Origin of the sequence: Arthrobacter sp. 92, from assembly GCF_050260325.1 — a bacterium.
Lineage (GTDB): Bacteria > Actinomycetota > Actinomycetes > Actinomycetales > Micrococcaceae > Arthrobacter.
The window spans coordinates 67,028-85,247 of the sequence record NZ_CP189863.1; the positions used below are offsets into that span (position 1 = coordinate 67,028).

Annotated in this window: 17 protein-coding genes; 9 read left to right on the forward strand and 8 right to left on the reverse strand. The window is 65.9% G+C overall.

What is annotated here, in order from left to right:
* Positions 1–222: 222 nt before the first annotated feature.
* Positions 223–1,662, forward strand: coding sequence for a sugar porter family MFS transporter (locus ACP4XC_RS00320; protein WP_427172896.1), 1,440 nt, complete (start codon positions 223–225; stop codon positions 1,660–1,662).
* A 124-nt stretch (positions 1,663–1,786) separates the two neighbouring features.
* On the opposite strand, the gene ACP4XC_RS00325 is transcribed toward ACP4XC_RS00320, so the two are convergent.
* The 5 genes from ACP4XC_RS00325 to ACP4XC_RS00345 form a co-directional block, all read right to left on the reverse strand.
* A complete protein-coding gene (locus ACP4XC_RS00325) occupies positions 1,787–3,010 on the reverse strand; it encodes an MFS transporter (RefSeq protein ID WP_427172897.1) in 1,224 nt (407 codons plus the stop codon).
* Between the two features lie 27 nt (positions 3,011–3,037).
* The gene (locus tag ACP4XC_RS00330) at positions 3,038–3,487 is read right to left on the reverse strand and encodes a MarR family winged helix-turn-helix transcriptional regulator (protein ID WP_427172898.1); all 450 of its coding nucleotides are present in this window, start codon (positions 3,485–3,487) and stop codon (positions 3,038–3,040) included.
* A 143-nt stretch (positions 3,488–3,630) separates the two neighbouring features.
* A complete protein-coding gene (locus tag ACP4XC_RS00335) occupies positions 3,631–4,779 on the reverse strand; it encodes a mannitol-1-phosphate 5-dehydrogenase (RefSeq protein WP_427172899.1) in 1,149 nt (382 codons plus the stop codon).
* On the reverse strand, positions 4,779–6,758 hold the full coding sequence (locus ACP4XC_RS00340; RefSeq protein WP_427172900.1) for a PTS mannitol transporter subunit IICBA: 1,980 nt from the start codon (positions 6,756–6,758) through the stop codon (positions 4,779–4,781). Before ACP4XC_RS00340 ends, ACP4XC_RS00335 begins: the two co-directional genes overlap by 1 nt.
* Before the next feature lie 56 nt (positions 6,759–6,814).
* Positions 6,815–7,543 carry a TetR/AcrR family transcriptional regulator gene (locus tag ACP4XC_RS00345; RefSeq protein WP_427172901.1) on the reverse strand — a complete coding sequence of 243 codons (729 nt, stop codon included), beginning with the start codon at positions 7,541–7,543 and terminating at the stop codon, positions 6,815–6,817.
* Between the two features lie 162 nt (positions 7,544–7,705).
* Here ACP4XC_RS00345 and ptsP point away from each other — a divergent pair, with 162 nt between their 5' ends.
* From ptsP to ACP4XC_RS00365, 4 genes are all read left to right on the forward strand, one after another.
* Positions 7,706–9,391 carry a phosphoenolpyruvate--protein phosphotransferase gene (gene ptsP, locus ACP4XC_RS00350; protein WP_427172902.1) on the forward strand — a complete coding sequence of 562 codons (1,686 nt, stop codon included), beginning with the start codon at positions 7,706–7,708 and terminating at the stop codon, positions 9,389–9,391.
* 34 nt (positions 9,392–9,425) lie between these two features.
* Entirely contained in the window at positions 9,426–9,704 is a 279-nt protein-coding gene (locus tag ACP4XC_RS00355) for an HPr family phosphocarrier protein (protein WP_427172903.1), read from the forward strand.
* 112 nt (positions 9,705–9,816) lie between these two features.
* A complete protein-coding gene (locus ACP4XC_RS00360) occupies positions 9,817–10,266 on the forward strand; it encodes a helix-turn-helix domain-containing protein (RefSeq protein ID WP_427172904.1) in 450 nt (149 codons plus the stop codon).
* A 166-nt stretch (positions 10,267–10,432) separates the two neighbouring features.
* Positions 10,433–10,723, forward strand: coding sequence for a hypothetical protein (locus tag ACP4XC_RS00365; protein ID WP_427172905.1), 291 nt, complete (start codon positions 10,433–10,435; stop codon positions 10,721–10,723).
* Between the two features lie 66 nt (positions 10,724–10,789).
* Here ACP4XC_RS00365 and ACP4XC_RS00370 read toward each other — a convergent pair whose 3' ends face one another.
* Entirely contained in the window at positions 10,790–12,010 is a 1,221-nt protein-coding gene (locus ACP4XC_RS00370) for a PucR family transcriptional regulator (protein ID WP_427172906.1), read from the reverse strand.
* Between the two features lie 234 nt (positions 12,011–12,244).
* Here ACP4XC_RS00370 and ald point away from each other — a divergent pair, with 234 nt between their 5' ends.
* Positions 12,245–13,363: an alanine dehydrogenase gene (gene ald / locus ACP4XC_RS00375; protein ID WP_427172907.1), complete on the forward strand. Its 1,119-nt coding sequence runs from the start codon at positions 12,245–12,247 to the stop codon at positions 13,361–13,363.
* A gap of 30 nt (positions 13,364–13,393) precedes the next feature.
* Here ald and ACP4XC_RS00380 read toward each other — a convergent pair whose 3' ends face one another.
* Complete coding sequence (locus ACP4XC_RS00380; protein WP_427172908.1) at positions 13,394–14,443, reverse strand: Gfo/Idh/MocA family protein; 1,050 nt, start codon at positions 14,441–14,443, stop codon at positions 13,394–13,396.
* A gap of 10 nt (positions 14,444–14,453) precedes the next feature.
* Positions 14,454–15,134 (reverse strand): TetR/AcrR family transcriptional regulator, encoded by a 681-nt coding sequence (locus ACP4XC_RS00385; protein ID WP_427172909.1) that lies wholly within the window; start codon positions 15,132–15,134, stop codon positions 14,454–14,456.
* A gap of 123 nt (positions 15,135–15,257) precedes the next feature.
* Between ACP4XC_RS00385 and ACP4XC_RS00390 the strand changes: the two genes are divergently transcribed.
* The 3 genes from ACP4XC_RS00390 (at position 15,258) to ACP4XC_RS00400 (ending at position 18,207) form a co-directional block, all read left to right on the forward strand.
* The gene (locus ACP4XC_RS00390) at positions 15,258–15,824 is read left to right on the forward strand and encodes an NAD(P)H-dependent oxidoreductase (RefSeq protein WP_427172910.1); all 567 of its coding nucleotides are present in this window, start codon (positions 15,258–15,260) and stop codon (positions 15,822–15,824) included.
* 203 nt (positions 15,825–16,027) lie between these two features.
* Entirely contained in the window at positions 16,028–16,846 is an 819-nt protein-coding gene (locus tag ACP4XC_RS00395) for a GerMN domain-containing protein (RefSeq protein ID WP_427172911.1), read from the forward strand.
* Between the two features lie 68 nt (positions 16,847–16,914).
* A complete protein-coding gene (locus ACP4XC_RS00400; protein WP_427172912.1) occupies positions 16,915–18,207 on the forward strand; it encodes a PLP-dependent aminotransferase family protein in 1,293 nt (430 codons plus the stop codon).
* Positions 18,208–18,220 lie beyond the last annotated feature (13 nt).

Genomic DNA, 18,220 nt, shown 5'->3' on the forward strand with positions numbered 1-18,220 from the left:
GCGCCGCCTGCCTCGCGACGCGCCCGCCATGGCCCAGCAGCCAAACCGCAGGACCGACGTCGGCGGCTGGCTTTCGTGCAGCGACGCGCCAGGCCAAGTGGACCCTCACGGCGTGAAGTGGCACACTTGGTGGCGCGTGTGCGCCGGCCAACAAGGCCGGTTTCCGTAGTCAACGATGATTGCACCGCTAACCCAACGCATCAAAAATCCCGAGGGAGATCCATGTCCACATCCAGCATTGAAGGCCGTCCCGGCGTTCCCCGCAAGGTGATCGGCCTCGCAATCGCGGGGGCAGTGGGCGGATTCCTCTTCGGCTTCGATTCCTCCGTGGTCAATGGCGCCGTGGACGCGATTAAGGACGAGTTCGCCCTCAGCGAGGCTGTGACAGGCTTTGCCGTGGCCGTGGCCCTGCTGGGCTGCGCCGCCGGCGCATTCCTGGCCGGCAAGGTTGCCGACCGCTATGGCCGTATCCCCGCAATGAAGCTCGGTGCCGTGCTGTTCCTGGTCAGCGCGGCCGGCACTGGATTCGCGTTCGGCGTCTGGGACCTCATCTTCTGGCGCCTGGTGGGCGGCCTGGGCATTGGCCTCGCATCCGTCATCGCCCCCGCCTACATTTCCGAAATTTCGCCCCGGCACGTCCGCGGGCGGCTCGCATCCCTGCAGCAACTGGCCATCACCACGGGTATCTTCGCTGCCCTTCTGTCCGACGCGCTGTTTGCCACGACGGCCGGCGGCGCGAATCAGGGCCTCTGGCTGGGTCTCGAGGCCTGGCGCTGGATGTTCCTCGCCGGTGCCGTGCCCGCTGTGGTGTATGGCTGGATCGCCTTCACCCTCCCTGAGTCCCCGCGCTTCCTGATCTTCAAGGGCCACGAGGACCAGGCCCGCAAGGTGTTTGAAACCATCGCCCCGCATGAGGACACGGACCGGCACATCCGTGAAATCCAGGCAGCCATTGAGGAAGACAAACTGGCGGGCCAGAAGGGTTCGCTGCGCGGTAAGGTCTTCGGGCTGCAGGCCGTGGTGTGGATCGGCATCACCCTGTCCGTCCTGCAACAGTTTGTGGGCATCAACGTGATCTTCTACTACTCCACCACGCTCTGGAAGGCCGTCGGGTTCCAGGAGAAGGATTCCCTCGCCATCTCCGTGGCCACCTCCATCACGAACATCCTGGTCACGCTGGTGGCCATCGCCCTGGTGGACAGGATCGGCCGGCGCCCCATCCTGCTGGCGGGTTCCGTGGGTATGGCTGTTTCGCTGGGGGCCATGGCCCTCGCCTTCGCTTCCGCCAAGGGTACCGGTGACCAGATTTCCCTGCCGGGCGCGTGGGGACCGGTTGCCCTGGTGGCCGCCAACGTCTTCGTGGTCAGCTTCGGCGCGTCCTGGGGACCGCTGGTGTGGGTCCTGCTGGGCGAGATCTTCCCGTCCCGGATCCGGGCCCGCGCCCTGGGCCTGGCCGCCGCGGCGCAATGGATCGCCAACTTCGCCATTACCCTCAGCTTCCCGGTCATGGCTGCCGCTTCGCTGCCGCTGACGTACGCCATGTACGCGCTGTTCGCGGCGGCGTCGTTCTTCTTTGTGATGTTCAAGGTTCCGGAGACCAACGGCATGTCCCTGGAGCAGGCGGAGACGCTGTTTGTGCCCAAGGGATCCGTCAAGGTTTAAAAGCCCCGGCGAGTTGCCGGCGACCCGAATGAGAAAGCCCATGTTCACGAAGAACATGGGCTTTTCTCCTTGTATCCGCGCTATCTGCGCCTTCGCGCCCGGCCGGAGGCCGTCAGGCCACGCGTCAGACCACGTGCGGTTCGTGGGCTGTTAGGTACCGTCGCCCGCTGAAGGCAATTCCGATAGCAACCACCATGGCTGCAGCACCAGCGAAGAACGGCACTTGCGGGCCGAAGTGTTCGCCCAGCTGCGCGGCGGCGAAGGGCGCCAGCGCGCCCCCCATCCAGCGCACGAAGTTGTAGCCGGCGGACGCCACCGGACGGGGTGAGTCGGACACGCCCATGGCCAGCTCGGTGTAGATCGTGTTGTTGATGCCAAGCAGCGCTCCGGACACCACCACAAGGACCACGACGGCGGGCACCGAGTGGCCGGCGGCCACGCCCAGGCCCACGAGGTCGAGCATCAGCACGGCGAGGGTTCCGGTGAGCACCCGGGTGGCGCCGAAGCGGTTCTGCAGAACCGGTGCCACGAACACCGAGAAAACGGCGACGGCCACGCCCCAGCCGAAGAACACTCCGCCGATGCCGTAGGCATCCATGCCCAGGATGAACGGGGTGAAGGCGAGCACGGTAAAGAAGCCGTAGTTGTAGAAGAGGCCGCTGGCCGCCGTCGTCCGCAGCCCCTTGTGGCCCAGGGCAAGCAGCGGGTCCCGGAGCCGGACCTTCCGCTCGGGCAACGGGGTCTTGGGCAGGAGGGCTACCAGCGCGATGAACGCGGCGGCCATCAGCACGGCTGTTCCAAAGAAGGGGGCGCGCCACTGCCATCCGCCCAGCAGGGCGCCGAGGAGCGGGCCGAGGGAAATTCCCAGGCCAAGGGCGGCCTCATACAGGATGATCGCGGTGCCCGCCCCGCCGCTGGCCACCCCCACGATCACAGCAAGGGCGGTAGCGACGAAGAGGGCGTTGCCCAGGCCCCAGCCCGCGCGGAAGCCGATGAGTTCGCCCACGCTGAGCGAGGTGCCCGACAGCGACGCGAACACCACGATGATCGCGAGCCCGATCAGCAGAGTGCGCTTGCCGCCGATCCGGGAGGAGACGAATCCCGTGATGAGCATGGCGACCGCTGTGACCAGGAAATAGCTCGTGAAGAGCAGCGACACCTGGCTGGGGCTGGCGTCCAGGTTTTTGGCAATGGCGGGCAGAATGGGGTCCACCAGGCCGATGCCCATGAAGGCGAACACCGCCGCCAAGGCCGTGGCCCACACCGCCTTGGGCTGCCTGAGTAACGAGGCCTTTTCAGCCTCGAGGGTTTCTGCTGCCGGCAGTGTCTCTGCGAGCTGGCCTTCCATGGAGTGCACTCCTAATTCTTTGCTGTCCTAGTGCTGAAGGGTGGCGTTGATTTTTTCGATCACGGGCAATGCCGCGGCCAGGGCCTGACGGTCGTTTTCCGTGAGGGAGCTGAGGATCCCAGCCATCACACCGTTGCGTCGTTGGTTGGCGGAGTCGACGGCGGCGCGGCCCTCCACGGTCAGGGTCACCCGCACCGCGCGGGAGTCGTCCGGATCCGGTTCGCGGCGTGCGAGGCCGGCGCGCTCAAGTTTGATGATCTGCTCGGTGGCGCTGGGGACCTTGACGCCGAGATTGCGGGCGATCTCACCCACTCTGACCCCTTCGTCGAGCATCATCTTGAGCGTGCTGAGCTGGGCGGCGGTGAGTTCGCCGTCCGCATCCAGGCGGCGGACCAGGTAGATGCTGTGGCGAAGCGCCTCGCGGAAGTCCTGGGCGAGGGCCAGCAGGGCGGCGTCGGCCGGCTCATTACGGTTCATAATTAGGTAGCCTAACAGTTAGGTCACCTAACAGTCAAAGAAAAAACCCGTGGCGCTATCACTCATGGTCGCCAAGAGCGGCGAATAGGAACCATAAGTGGTAGCGCAACGGGCGGGGACCGGGGGTGCGGTGGCCTGACGGGTTAGACGACCGCCTTGGCGTCCTCGATTATGGCCGAGACACCGGAGAACAGGGGGTGCTCCGGGGTGAGGCCGGTGATCCTCTCGGTGGCCTCGGCGGGAGTGGAGGTTGCCACGATCTGCGCAAGTTCCACCGCCTCGGCATCGGCGGGATCGTTGAAGCGGAGGGCGGAGGCGATTGCTCCCAGCAGGGCCTCGGGAACGATTCCCCGCTCAGCCAGCTCCGCTGCAGGTCCGATGAACCGCTCGTGCCGGCCGAGCTTTCGCAGCGGAGCCCGGCCCACCCGGCTCACGGTGTCCGGCAGATGCGGGTTGGTGAAACGGCCCAGGATCTTCTCGACGTAGGCATCCTGCTCCTCGCGGTTGAACCCGTGCTTGTGGATCAGTAGCTCCTTGGTCTCGTCCAGGACGGCACGCACATCCGCGGCGACGTCCTGGTCTGCCATGGCGTCCGAGATCTTCTCCAGGCCGGCCTCAAAACCGAAATATGCTGCGGCGGCATGGCCCGTGTTCACGGTGAACAGCTTCCGCTCAATGTAGGGTTCCAGGTTGTCCACAAACGTGGCACCCGGGATCACCGGAGCCCGGTCCCCGAACGGCGTCCGGTCGATGACCCACTCGTAAAAGGTTTCCACCGTGACATCCAGGCCCTGGCCCGGCTCCTGGTTGGGCACGATCCGGTCCACTGCCGTATTGGCAAACACGGCGGCCGCCTCGAGCGGGCCGGCGGCCGGATCCCACTGCGCGGCCACTTCATCCCGCAGGATATCCGTGGCGTTGATGGCGTTCTCGCACGCCATCACCTGCAGCGGAGCAAGCCCTTCGGCCCGGGCGGCGATTCCCTTCGCGATCACGGGCGCAACGAACTTCAGGATGTGCGGCCCCACAGCCGTGGTGACGATGTCCGCCGTCGCGATTTCGGCGATAACGTCTGCTTCCTGCGTGGCCGAATTCAGTGCACGGAAGTTATCTACCGTGCGGACCGTGGGGTTTTCCCCCACCTCGTGGACGTTGTAGCTGTCCGCGGCGGCGAGCTGCGATATCAGCTCATCCGCCACGTCAGCAAACACAAGCTCGTAGCCTGCCTGGTGCAGTAGCAGGCCCACAAAGCCGCGGCCGATGTTCCCGGCGCCAAAATGTACAGCTTTCACTAGGAGTTGACCTTCCCGAAGAGAGCCAGAACTTCGTCAACCGTTGTGGCGGCCTCGAGCTGCGCCACCTGGGCCTTGTTGGTGAAGACCTTCGCGATGGAGGACAGGATGTGCAGGTGCTCGTTGTTGACGCCGGCAACGCCCACCACGAACTTGACCTCTTTGCCGTTCCAGTCGATGCCCTCCGGATAGCGCACCACGGAGACGGCGGACTTCATGATGTGGTCCTTCGCCGCGTTGGTGCCGTGCGGGATGGCGAGGTAGCTGCCCATGTAGGTGGACACCGATTCCTCGCGCTCGTGCATGGCGTCCAGGTAGCCGGAGTCGACGGCGCCGCGGTCCAGCAGCAGCTGTCCGGCCTCGTCGATGGCGGCGTCCCGGGTCCGTGCCGAGCCGCTGAGGACCACGCTTTCGGGCACAAGGATGCCGGCGGGGCCAGCTTCCTCCTCTGCTGCGGGAGCGGCGGGAGCGGCGGGAGCCGTGGCTACTCCGGCGCCGGCACTCTCGGATGAGGCAGCGTTGCTGGTCTTCACCAGTTCCACGATCTCGTCATACCGGGGGCTGTTCATGAAGTTGTCCACGGAGACGTGCACCGCGCTGGCGGTGGCAGGCTTGGCCCGTTCGGTCAGGTCCTGGTGGGTGATGACGACGTCGTACGTGTCGCTGAGGTTCGCGATGGCGGAGTTGGTGACCTTGACGTCCGGGAAACCGGCTGCCTTGATCTTGTTTCGCAGGACCGAGGCGCCCATCGCGCTTGAGCCCATGCCGGCATCGCACGCAAAGACGATGTTCCGGACCGGGCCGGCCAGGACGGCCACTCCGCCGGCAGCAGCGCCGGAAGCGGCGCCCCCTCCGGTGAGGACGGAGGAAACCGAGCTCTTCTTGCCTTTCAGGGCCTCCATGCGGGAGGTGGCCTGGCCGAGCTCGTCGCCCTCGGTGTCCTTGCTGGATTTCAGGATGACCGAGGCGATCAGGAACGAGACAGTGGCGGCGAGCACGACGGACAGAGCCACGCCGAAGTAGCTGTCCGAGGCGGTGGCGGCGAACACGGCGATGATGCTGCCCGGGGCCGCCGGAGAGCGCAGGCCGGCGCCGGTGACCACAAGGGTGAAGATACCGGTCATGCCGCCGGCGATCGAGGCCAGGATGATGATCGGCTTCATCAGCACATACGGGAAGTAGATTTCGTGGATGCCGCCGACGAACTGGATCAGGGCCGCGCCGGGGGCGGAGGCCTTGGCCATGCCCTTGCCGAAGATCATGTAGGCCAGGAGGATGCCCACTCCCGGACCCGGGTTGGCCTCCAGCAGGAACAGGATGGACTTGCCCTGCGAAAGTGCCTGCTCGGTGCCCAACGGGGTCAGGATGCCGTGGTTGACGGCGTTGTTCAGGAAGAGCACCTTGGCGGGCTCGATGAAGATGCTGGTAAGGGGCAGCAGTCCGTTATGGACCAGGAACTCGACGACGGCGCTTGCGCCGTTGCTGAACGCCTTCACCACGGGGCCGATCACCAGCATGCCGACGATGCCCATGACGGCTGCGACGATGCCCGCGGTGAAGTTATCGATGAGCATCTCAAAGCCGGGCTTGACCTTGTTTTCCCACAGGCTCTCGAGGTGCTTCATGACCCAGGCCGTGAGCGGGCCCATGATCATGGCGCCGATGAACATGGGAATGTCGGTACCAACGATCACGCCCATGGTGGCCGCCGCGCCCACGACGCCGCCGCGCACCCCATAGACCATCCGGCCGCCGGTGTAGCCGATGAGGAGCGGGAGCAGGAACGTGATCATCGGGCCGACCAGCTTGGCCAGTTCCGTGTTGGGCGTGAACCCTGCGGGGATGAAGAAGGCGGTGATAATGCCCCAGGCAATAAATGCCCCGATGTTGGGCATGATCATTCCGGACAGGAATGTCCCGAACTTTTGGACACCAACCCGCATGCTGGTCCGGGGTTTCGCAACTGTCTCTGTTGCCATGTGATTTCCTAACCGTGAATCCTGCTGCACCGCAGGATGGTTCGATATATCGTCGACTAATTGGTGGAACTGGTAGAGATCCGGTGGAGCCATTCGAGGAATAGTTTGAGTTCCGAGCTGGAAAGCTGATCGGAGTGCGATGCCTGGAGCGCGGCGTTCAAGGCGATAGCCGCCACCACCACGGAAGACTTCCCGGAGTCTTCGATGTCGGCGCCGTTGGCCTGCACCGCGGAAACGGCGAAGATCATGGCGTCGCGGGTCATGGTGGAGAGTTCAAGGTTCCGGTCCGCGACCGGCTCGGCGATCAACATGAGCGTCACGCCAACGTTTGCTGCCAGAATGCTTCTGGCCGCTTCCCGTGGAGGGACATTCAGCTGCCCAGCCACCGCCGCTTTATTCAGCATCTCCTCCATGAGCGCCTCGGCGTCCGCGACGATGGCAGGCCGGCTCTCGGGGCGAATATTGCCAAACATGACCAGGTACAGTTCCGGCTGGTTCAGCCCGAACTGCACGTGGTTGTCCCACATCCGCCGGATATCCTCCAGCGGCTGGCCGGACGGCGCAAAATCGCGTTCGCCCGCCACATATTCCTCAAAACCCGCGGCAACGACGGCGTCGAAGAGCCCTTCCTTGTCACCGAAGTGATGGTAAAGGGTGGGCGCCGAAACTCCCGCCAGCTGCGTGATCTGGCGGGTGGAAACGGGCGCCCCCGCGGAGTTGGCCAGCAATTCGGCTGCCGCACGCAGCAGCCTCATTTTGGGCGGAAGCTGGCCATCGAAACTCATAACCGCTACCCTAGCACCTATAGCAACGCTATATGAAGTGCATCACATACAATTTTTTCAGGCACCGCAACAAGCCGTCGGACGTAGCCGTCGTGGCGGTCTAGGCAAACGCCTAGGCAACAAGGGCGTGGCCTGGTTACCGGCAGAGAATGAGGACCTTCAGTGCAGAACTTCCCAGGAGTTGGCGTCAGCCCCGGCCGCATCATTGGCACCGTTCGCCAGATGCCCAAACCCATCAGCGAACCGCCGGCAGGAGAGCAGTTGCCGGCGGGGACCGCGCCGGAAGACGCCACCGCGGGGCTCAAGGCAGCGGCCCAGGCCGTTTCTGACGAGCTGAAGGCCCGCGCCGCGCACGCCACCGGCGACGGCAAGGCGGTGCTGGAGGCCACCGCGCTCATGGCCACCGACGCCATGCTGATCAAGGGCGCGGCCAAGCTCATTGCCCGCGGCACCTCCAGCCAGCGGGCCATCTGGGAGTCCGGAGCCTCCGTCTCGGAGATGCTGCACAATCTGGGCGGCTACATGGCCGAGCGAGCCACCGACGTGCTGGATGTCCGGGCCCGGATAGTGGCCGAGTTGCGCGGCGTCCCGGCGCCGGGCATCCCCTCATCCCCCGAGCCGTTCGTCCTGGTGGCCGAAGACCTCGCCCCGGCGGACACCGCCACCCTTGACCCCAACAAAATCCTGGCGCTGGTCACCGCTGGCGGCGGGCCCCAGTCCCACACGGCCATCATCGCCCGTTCTCTGGGCCTCCCGGCCGTGGTGGCGGCAGTGGGCGTGGACGAACTGCAGGACGGCACGGAAGTTTACGTGGACGGCGCCGCGGGCATGATCACGGCCAACCCGGACGATTCCATGCGTGCGGCGGCGCAGGCCTGGGCCACCACCGCCTCCCTGCTGGCCGAGTTCAGTGGCAGCGGCGCGACGGCGGACGGCCACCCGGTCCCGCTGCTCGCCAATGTGGGCGGGGCCAAGGACGCGGAGGCGGCAGCCAGGCTCGGCGCCCAGGGCGTGGGGCTTTTCCGCACCGAATTCTGCTTCCTGGAACGGGACAGCGAGCCCACCGTGGAAGAACAGGCCGCCGCCTACAAGGGTGTCTTTGATGCCTTCCCCGGCAAGAAGGTGGTCCTGCGAACGCTCGACGCCGGCGCGGACAAGCCGCTTCCCTTCCTCACCGACTCCACCGAGCCCAATCCTGCCCTGGGCGTCCGCGGTTACCGGACGGACTTCACCACCCCCGGCGTGCTGGAGCGCCAGCTGGAGGCCATCGCCCTGGCCGAGAAACAGTCCGAAGCCGACGTCTGGGTCATGGCTCCCATGATTTCGACGGCGGAGGAGGCCGCCCGCTTCGCCTCCATGTGCGCCGAGGCCGGCATCAAGACCCCCGGCGTCATGGTGGAGGTTCCCTCCGCAGCGCTGACCGCCGAGGCCATCCTGCGCGAAGTTGGCTTCGCCAGCCTGGGGACCAACGACCTGACCCAGTACGCCATGGCAGCGGACCGGCAGCTGGGACCCCTTGCCGCCTTGAACACCCCGTGGCAGCCGGCGGTGCTGCGCCTGGTGGGCCTGACTGTTGAAGGGTCCCGGGCAGAAGGGCACAACAAACCGGTGGGAGTCTGTGGCGAGGCGGCCGCCGATCCCGCCCTCGCAGTCGTGCTGACCGGCCTGGGGGTCTCCACCCTGTCCATGACTGCCCGCTCCCTGGCAGCGGTGGCTGCCGTGCTCAAAACCGTGACGCTGGCCGAGGCGCAGGAGCTGGCCAAGCTGGCCCTGTCCGCTCCCAGCGCCACCGAAGCCCGCGCCTGGGTCCGGGAAAAACTTCCCGTCCTCGACGAACTCGGCCTCTAACAGTCCCTTCGAAATGACCCACTCAGGAGTAACAATGCCCGAACGCACCGCAACCATCGCCAGCCGGTCCGGCCTGCACGCCCGTCCGGCCGCGCTCTTCGCCGAGGCAGCCGGCAACGTCGGGGTTGACGTCACCATCTCCATGCAGGGGGAGCCGGCCGAAGAAGCCCTCGACGCCGCCAGCATCCTCTCGCTGATGACCCTCGGGGCGGCCAAGGGCGATGTTGTTGTGCTCCGGGCCGAGGGAGATGGCGCCGACCAGGCGCTGGAGACCCTGGTCACCCTTCTTGAGACGGACCTCGACGCCGTATAGGCCCCTGGGCGGGCGCCCTGCAGGGGCGCCCGCCCTCCGCCTGGCCCCGCCTCGATGGTGCACCGGCTTCAACCGTGGCCGGGTTCATCCGGGCCGGGCTAGGATTCACACCATGGCATTGAAAGCACCCCGGGTGACGGCCGGGCTTCCTGACGACGAAGCGCTCAAACTCAGGCAGGCCCTCGACGGCAGCCACGACATTACGGTCTTTGTGGACGGCACCGTGCACCGGCTTCCTCCGGTGGCGCGGGACGCCGTCGTCGATCTCCTTGGCCGCTTCAGCCGCGGGGAGGCGGTGACCGTCAGCAGTGTCGAGGAGATGCTCACCACCTCGCAGGCCGCGGAGCTTGCCGGGATCTCGCACACCTACCTGCGGAACATGACGGACCGCGGCGAAATCCCCGTGGAATACCGCGGCACGCACCGGCGCATCCCCCTCGCCGCCATCATGGGCTGGCTGGAGACCCAAAAGAAGTCCAAAGCCGCTGCGCAGGCCCGCGGAACGGCGGCTGAGGGAACCGGACCCATCGAAGAGGGCACGGCCGAAGACTCCGGCCACTGAGATCCCGCCTGGGGTTCCAACCTGCTCGCCTCCGGCTGGTTTTACGACCGGGTTTTGTGGCGGGAGATTTCACCCGGGTGTCGGGTTTGTGAAGCAGTGATAAGGATCAAGCAACGATCCCGGCCTACCGCCAAAAGCCGCTAAACCCCGGGGTTACCCTTTATTTGTGGGTAAGTTCAGAGGGTGGCATATCGTGGCAGGCATCGCCGCCATGGTGTTGACTGCCTGCCTCGGAACGGCCATGGGGCTGAACAACACAGCAGCATTTATGGCCAGTTGTGTGTCGTTTGTCGCCGTCTCCAAGGGGATGGACAGCTATTTGGCGAGACGACGGCGCGACGTGGACCTGCGCCCCAGTGAACGAAACCCGGATCCGCGTGGCGCCGGCCGCGGCCCGTGGGAGGACTCCGCCATGGCTGTCGAATCGGACAACAGGGAGAGCGACGGCGGCGCCTGAGGCGCACGCGCCCAAACCTCGGACCGGCCCCATTAACGGTTTCTTGCCTGCCGGATCCTCGGCCGGCTAGATCCTTGGCCGGTTGGCCCAGCGCCGCGCCTTGAGCGCGGCGTGGAGTTCCAGGCGCACCATTCCCCGAAGGGGATCGACGCCCAGCAACTGCCGGATGCGCCCCAGCCGGTTGTAGATGCTGCTTCGGTGAAGGTGCAAACGCGTGGCAACGTCCTGCACGGAGCCGTCATTGTCGTACAGCAGTTCGAGCACAGGAAGCAGCTCTCCGTTACGGTCGTGGTCCTCCAGCATCCGGAAGTACACAGAGCCCGCATCTGCCCATGCCCCGGCGCCGCCGCCGGCCGAGTCGAGCAGCTGATACACACCGGTGGACCGGCAGTCCACTAGTTCACCCAGCTGCTGATCCACCGCGGCGGCCTGTGCGGCCTGCTTGGACTGGCGGTAGGCGTCCGCAAGCTCACGGGGTTTCGCGAACCCCTCGCTGGTCCCGAGGATGATCCGGGTGACCTCCCGGCCGGCACGCTTGGCAAGTTCCAACTGGTAATGCACCAACACCTGGGCGTGGGCGGCGCGCCCACTGGATTCGCGGAACAACACCACGGCATGGGTTTCGGTTCCGGCGCTGAAAAGAGCAGCGTCCACGCCAACGGTGGCCTGCAGGGCGGCCGCGCGGTGAATCAGTGTGGACGCTATCGGGTCCGAGGCCTCCGCCCAGCCGTCCGCGTCCAGGACCGTCACCAGCTGCCACGGGCCGCGGCCCTGCACTTCCTTCCAGCCGGCCACGGCGGCAACGGCGTTGGCCTCGCCACGGCACGCATTCAGGAACTCCTGCTCCCGCCGGCGCCTGAACTCCGATTCGGCCGTGTTGGACTCGAGGAGCAGGCCGGACAGCACTTCCAGCTCCTCCCGGACGCCAGGAAGCTGGGTGAGGATCGTCGTGGCGCTCTGATCTTCAAGGTCCTGCTGCACCCAGAGGTAGCCCACGCGGAAGCCGCGCACCAGCAGCGGCACGCAGACACGGCCCAGCATGCCCAGCTCCTCGTTCGCCGGCACAACCACGGGACGTACTGCGGTGGCAATACCGTGGGACAACTGCCATGCCTTGACGTCCACCGGGACGCGCTTGCTGAGGAGAAAATTGACCCTCACCCTGTCCGCGTGCGACTGGTTGGAGCTGTACGCGAGCAGCACGCCGTCCAGATCCTCCAGCGAAAGACCCCGGCCAAGCTTCAAGGCCACACGCTCAACGAGTTGTTCCACGTCCTGCTGCTGCATGCTGCCAACACTACTGCCCGGAAGGGTGTGGACGTGAACGGACAGCAGGCGACACCTGACGTTGCGCGGCTCGACAGATGTCTAGTCAGAGAAATCAAAAACCCCGGAAATTCGGGGAACTCCCCCGGGCCGGACGGCCGCAATGTGTCAGCTGCCTCACAACCGGATTTATTCTGGAACTACGAGTTTTCCGCACACCCGGCCCATGAGGCCACCAACGATGGAGCCCAGAAAATGATCATCGGCGTCCCCAAAGAGATCAAGAACAACGAATTCCGCGTAGCAATCACGGCCGCCGGAGTCCACGAGTTCCTCACCCACGGCCACACCGTGCTGGTGGAGCGCGGCGCAGGCCTCGGCTCCGGCATCACGGACGAGGAATACGCCATCGCAGGCGCCGAGATCGTGGCAGAGGCCGACGACGTCTGGGCACGCGCCGATATGGTCATGAAGGTCAAGGAACCCATCAAGTCCGAGTACCACCGCTTCCGCAAGGGCCTGATCCTCTTCACCTACCTGCACCTCGCCGCCGAGCCCGAACTGACCCACGAGCTCATCAACTCCGGCGTCACCGCGATCGCCTACGAGACCGTGCAGGAAGGCCGCACGCTGCCGCTGCTGGCCCCGATGTCCGAGGTTGCCGGCCGCCTGTCCGTTCAGGTCGGCGCCACGTCCCTCATGGCTCCGGCCGGCGGCAAGGGCGTGCTGCTTGGCGGCGTTCCCGGCGTCCGCCCGGCCAAGGTGGTTGTCCTGGGCGCCGGCGTTGCCGGCACCAACGCCGCGGCCATGGCCCTGGGCCTCGGCGCGGATGTCACCATCCTGGACATCAACATCAACCGCCTCCGCGAGCTCGACGCCCAGTACCAGGGCCGACTGAAGACGGTCGCGTCGAACAAGTACGAGATTGAGAAGTCCGTGGTGGACGCGGACCTGGTGATCGGCTCGGTGCTGATCCCCGGCGCCAAGGCACCGAAGCTCGTTACAAACGAGCTCGTGTCCCGGATGAAGCCCGGATCGGTACTGGTGGACATCGCCGTGGACCAGGGCGGCTGCTTCGAGGACACCCACCCCACCACGCACCAGGAACCCACGTACAAGGTTCACAACACGATCTTCTACTGCGTGGCGAACATGCCCGGCGCCGTGCCGAACACCTCCACCTACGCGCTGACCAACGTCACCCTTCGCTACGGCGTGGCATTGGCCAATAATGGCGTCAAAGCCGCGTTCGAGCGCGATGCCGCACTGGCATCAGGGCTCAACATCGCCGCCGGCCATGTGGCGCACCACTCGGTGTCCGAGGCACACAACCTGCCGCTCGTAGCGGACTGGCACGAACTGGTCTCCGCGTAACCCCCAGTTCGTCGTTCAGCGCAGTCTTGGTTAGGCCCTCTCCGAGGCCAGTTCCCGTGCTTTTTCTATTAATGTGAGGACGTGGGTCGGCCCTGCCGGATCTACCGGCAGCGGCAGGGCCGAGCCCGCGCCGCCGTCGTTGATCTTCTCCGCGAGGATCCGGTAGAACTCCGGGTAGGCGCCGCGTTCGGTGGGCAGCCGGTCAAGGTGTCCGTCCCGGCCCAGCAGCCCGGCCCAGTCGCGGTCCTCGACGCCGTATTCCGCGTCCAGGGGGCTGCCCCCGGCCGCGAGGTACGGCTCCTGGGGGTCCACGCCGTGCTTTGTGTAGCCGCCCTCAGTTCCCAGCAGGCGGTACCGCGGGCCCTGCTGGGGGCAGAGCATGTTCATCCAAAGGTGGCTGAGGACGCCCGACTCGTGCCGCAGGACCAGGAAAACGTCGTCGTCCACGTGTTCGCCAGGGCGGCGGGACTCCAGTTCGGCGTGGACCACTTCCGCCGGACCGAAGAGCTGCAGGGCCTGGTCCAGGAGATGGGTGCCGAGGTCGAAAAGCACCCCGCCGCCGCTGCTGGCAGTCGCCTCCGCCTTCCAGGCTTTCGACACTTCGGGGGAGAACCGCTCAAACCGCGACTCGAACCGGCTCACGGCACCCAGGGCGCCGGTGGCCAGCAGTGCCTTAACGGTCAGGTAGTCGCCGTCCCAGCGCCGGTTCTGGAAGACGGTGAGGACCCGGTCCAGGCGCGCTGCCAGCTCCATCAACTCCCGGCCTTCTGCGCTGCGCACCGTGAACGGCTTGTCGACGACAACGTCCAGCCCCGCCTCCAGCGCGGCTTTCGCCAGCGGGTAGTGAGTGGCTGGCGGCGTTCCCAGGACCAGCAGGTCAAGCTCGCCGGCCAGCGCCAGGATGCCGGCCGGGGTGCCCACCACCCGGACCCCGGGATAACTGCCGCTTGCCGCCGACTGCCGACCGGCATCGGATGTCGAAACGACCTCCAGGGAGTAAGCCGGGTTGGCGGCGATCAGGGGCGCATGGAACACGCTGCCGGACAGCCCGAAGCCGGCTACTGCGGTACGGATGCTCATGATGCCAACGCTACGCCTTCCCCGGATCGACGGGCCGTTTCAGCGGTTGTATCAGCACTTCGTCCCCGGCGGCGCACCGCGGGTCCCCACAACAGGTAACCCGGGTGACAAGTTCACGCCAGGACTCCACGAGCCGCTCAGGCGCCACATTGTGGACCTGCAGGGCGTTGAGGAGGCGCTCGGGATCGAGGGTGGCGCTGAGCGAGGTCGCCATCAGCCACGGATCAGCGTTCACGCCTGCGGCGCGGAGAAGCATTTCGAGGTGCCGTTGCCCCAGGACCGCGGCCGGCACGTCGAATTTGTTGTGGGCCGACACGTCGGCAGCCCGCGCAAGCTCGCCAAACTCCTGCACATATGCGATCCGCTCGGCACCAAAGGCGATGAGCCGCTCCACGGGAGGCGCCCCCGGCCCGAGCGGGGGCGGTCCAAACATAAAACGAGACTGAAATGCGGCCTCGGAATCGCTGAGGAGCGTCATCATAAGCCCCGCCCGGCTGCCGAACCGCCGGAAAACCGTTCCCTTGCCAACACCCGCACGCTCCGCCAAGCGGTCCATCGTGAGCGCATCCGCGCCACATTCCTCGATCAGCTGACGGGCAGCGCGGAGAAGCAGCTCGCGGTTCCGCGCGGCGTCGCTGCGTTCAGGGTCCGGGCCACGAGGGGATCCTGCGCCGACTGGGATGAGGGTCACAAGAAATATTCTAGACCGGGGAATAACATGCGGACCGTAGTCCGTTTAGCATGGGTGAAGGCCCCAAACAGCCTCCACGATCATCCAGCCGCTGGATCCCGCGGCCCGATACCAGGAGTTCAAATGTCCAAGAGCACCGTTCTCGCCCTCGTCGGTAGCCTCCGCGCCGATTCCCACAACAGGAAGCTGGCCGAGGCCATTCAGCTGAATGCGCCTGCCGAAGTTGATGTTGTGATCCACGAAAGCCTCGGCAACGTCCCGTTCTACAACGAGGACATCGACGTCGAAGGTCAGGTCCCCGCCGCAGCCGCAGCCCTGCGCGCTGCCGCCAACGACGCCGACACGCTGCTGCTCGTCACGCCCGAGCACAACGGCACCGTACCCGCCTCGCTCAAGAACGCGATCGACTGGCTGTCCCGGCCCTATGGTGCCGGTGCCCTCAGCGGCAAGCCGACCGCAGTCGTCGGCACCGCATTCGGCCAGTACGGCGGCGTCTGGGCACAGGACGAGGCGCGCAAAGCCGTTGGCATCGCCGGCGCCCAGGTCCTCGAGGAGGTCAAGCTGGCCGTCCCTGCTTCCATGATCCGCTTCGCTGAGGTTCACCCGAAGGATGACGCCGAGGTTGTCGAGCAGATCAAGGGCATCTTTGACGCCCTGGCAGAGGCAAAGGCCGCTCCGGCCGCAGCCTGATCCGGACCGCAGTCAACACCCCCGGCGCACAATGCCGGGGGTGTTTGGCTGCCCGCCGCAGTTCGGCCAGCCGCACGGGAAACGCCGTCACCGATCCGTGACGGAGCTGACGCAGAACCGTCACCCAATCCATATTCCACATAACGGGGCACCGCCGTAACGTGGATACGGGGGACGGACTGGAGCTGGAAGTGCGGTGCCTCATGAAGTTCACGCCGGGTGCCCGGGCGGCCGTCATCGCCGCGTTCCTGGCCTTTCCGCTGTGCTTGGCATCCTGCGCAGGGACCACGGCGGAGGACGCCGGAACCCTCGCCAACTCCGGCGTCGCGGCCGGGGTGTCGCCGACGGGACTACCTCAGCCTCAACCTCTCCCCCTTCCCGAGGCAGCGCCCGGCGTCGCCCGGAGTGCCCTGGCGCAGTCCGCCGCCGGTTCTGCCACGCCGGGCGCCGGCACCACCGCACCTGCCGGCGCCTCGACCGGCGCCGCGGCCCCCCGCCGCGCAGAAGCCACCGGCGGAAGCAGCGCGTCAGCGGACCTCAGCGCAACGCCTGAAAATTGGGCGCAAGCCGAGACATTGCCGAACGCACAGGCCGGCGGCAACTTCGCCGGACAGACGGGCAGGCCGGCCAACGGGACGCCGGTTTACTTCGTGGCAGTGGACGACGGCGGCAGCAGCGGAGTGAGATTCGGCTGCAACGACAGCCTTGTTGCCATCTACCGCGCACCTGCAGCCGGCGATGAGCCGCTCCAAACCTCCTTCAGCATTCTCTTTAGCCACACGCAAGGCCCCGCCGGACTCTATAACTCCCTCGCGGACTCCACGCTGTCCTTCGTCTCCGGCTATTTCGACGGCACCACGGTCGTGGTGAATCTGACCGGCGACTTCCAGCTCCGTGGCGAATGCGATGTCCCCAGGGTGGAGGCACAGCTCACCCACACAGCGGTGGCGGCTGTTGGGGCGGCCCGTACGGAGATCTATGTGGACGGGCGCCCGTTGACCGCGGCTCTCGGCCTGCCGTAGCACCCGCAGAAGGATCTCTCAGAAAACAAACGTTTTCCTGAGAGCAACATGGGCTGTATCCTGTCACTGTGACCCACGAAACACTTGATGCCGCAGCGGAGCTGCTGCCGGCCGAAGCTATTGACGCCATCGAACGAGCGGCCACGTCCGCCCACCGCCACGAGGAACTCTTCTCGGAGCGCGCAGCCAACATCAAGCAGTCCGCCGTCCGCGACGTCTTCGACATTTCCATGCGGCCGGGCCTGGTCTCACTGGCGGGGGGAAGCCCCTACCTGCAGTCACTCCCACTGGAACGGCTCGGACAGACCGCGGCCAGGATCATCTCCGAGCAGGGCCTGACCGCCCTGCAGTATGGCGGAGGACAAGGAACGGAGGAACTCCGGACCCAAATCTGCGAGGTGATGGCAGCCGAGGGAATCCGAGACGCGCTGGCCCGGAACGTGGTGATAACTGCTGGCTCACAGTCAGCCCAGGACGTTGCCACCAAGGTCTTCTGCAACCCAGGGGACGTCGTCCTGGTGGAGGACCCGACCTACGTGGGCGCACTGAACACCTTCGAGGCCTATCAGGTGGAAGTGGCTGCCGTGGCCATGGACGAGCACGGACTCGTTCCGGACCTCCTGGAAGCCCGCATAGCCGCCCTGCAAACTGCGGGAAAGAACATCAAGTTCCTCTACACCATCCCCAATTTCAACAACCCCTCCGGCATTACCCTGGCTGAAGAACGCCGGCAGCGGGTGGTAGATATATGCCGCCGCGCGAATATTTTGATACTTGAAGACAACCCTTACGGACTCCTTCGGTTCCACGGAAAACCCCTGGCTCCGCTGAGGGCGTCGAACCCTGATGACGTTATCTATATGGGGTCCTTCTCCAAGATCTTCGCACCCGGCCTCCGGATCGGGTGGGCCCTGGTCCCGGCGCATCTGCAGCGCCGCTACTACCTGGCGTCCGAAGCGGTGACGCTGTGCCCGCCCACGCTGAACCAGATGCTCGTCTCCGCCTACCTGCGCGACTATGACTGGCGGGGCCAGATCGAAACGTACCGTGGCCTGTACAGGGAGCGGTGCGATGCGATGCTTGCCGCCCTGGAGGAATACATGCCGGAAGGACTGAGCTGGACACGGCCCGAGGGCGGCTTCTTCATCTGGGTCACTCTTCCAGACGGAGTGGATACGTACCCGCTACTGCAAAAGGCGATCGACGCCGGCGTGGTCTTCATTCCGGGGGCCGCCTTCACGCATTCGGATCTCCCGTCGAACAAAATCCGGCTGGCCTTCAGCGCTGTCCCGCCGGAGTCCATCCGTGAAGGCGTCCGGCGGCTGGCACCGGTTCTTCGGGAAGCCATCGCGTCCCTGTAGCCTGAAGCATCGT

Excerpts from the sequence above, each read along its gene's own strand:
- ACP4XC_RS00320 (WP_427172896.1), top strand. The coding sequence starts at position 223 with ATGTCCACATCCAGCATTGAAGGCCGTCCCGGCGTTCCCCGCAAGGTG.
- ACP4XC_RS00325 (WP_427172897.1), bottom strand. The coding sequence starts at position 3,010 with ATGGAAGGCCAGCTCGCAGAGACACTGCCGGCAGCAGAAACCCTCGAG.
- ACP4XC_RS00330 (WP_427172898.1), bottom strand. The coding sequence starts at position 3,487 with ATGAACCGTAATGAGCCGGCCGACGCCGCCCTGCTGGCCCTCGCCCAG.
- ACP4XC_RS00340 (WP_427172900.1), bottom strand. The coding sequence starts at position 6,758 with ATGGCAACAGAGACAGTTGCGAAACCCCGGACCAGCATGCGGGTTGGT.
- ACP4XC_RS00345 (WP_427172901.1), bottom strand. The coding sequence starts at position 7,543 with ATGAGTTTCGATGGCCAGCTTCCGCCCAAAATGAGGCTGCTGCGTGCG.
- ACP4XC_RS00355 (WP_427172903.1), top strand. The coding sequence starts at position 9,426 with ATGCCCGAACGCACCGCAACCATCGCCAGCCGGTCCGGCCTGCACGCC.
- ACP4XC_RS00360 (WP_427172904.1), top strand. The coding sequence starts at position 9,817 with ATGGCATTGAAAGCACCCCGGGTGACGGCCGGGCTTCCTGACGACGAA.
- ACP4XC_RS00370 (WP_427172906.1), bottom strand. The coding sequence starts at position 12,010 with ATGCAGCAGCAGGACGTGGAACAACTCGTTGAGCGTGTGGCCTTGAAG.
- ald (WP_427172907.1), top strand. The coding sequence starts at position 12,245 with ATGATCATCGGCGTCCCCAAAGAGATCAAGAACAACGAATTCCGCGTA.
- ACP4XC_RS00380 (WP_427172908.1), bottom strand. The coding sequence starts at position 14,443 with ATGAGCATCCGTACCGCAGTAGCCGGCTTCGGGCTGTCCGGCAGCGTG.
- ACP4XC_RS00390 (WP_427172910.1), top strand. The coding sequence starts at position 15,258 with ATGTCCAAGAGCACCGTTCTCGCCCTCGTCGGTAGCCTCCGCGCCGAT.
- ACP4XC_RS00395 (WP_427172911.1), top strand. The coding sequence starts at position 16,028 with ATGAAGTTCACGCCGGGTGCCCGGGCGGCCGTCATCGCCGCGTTCCTG.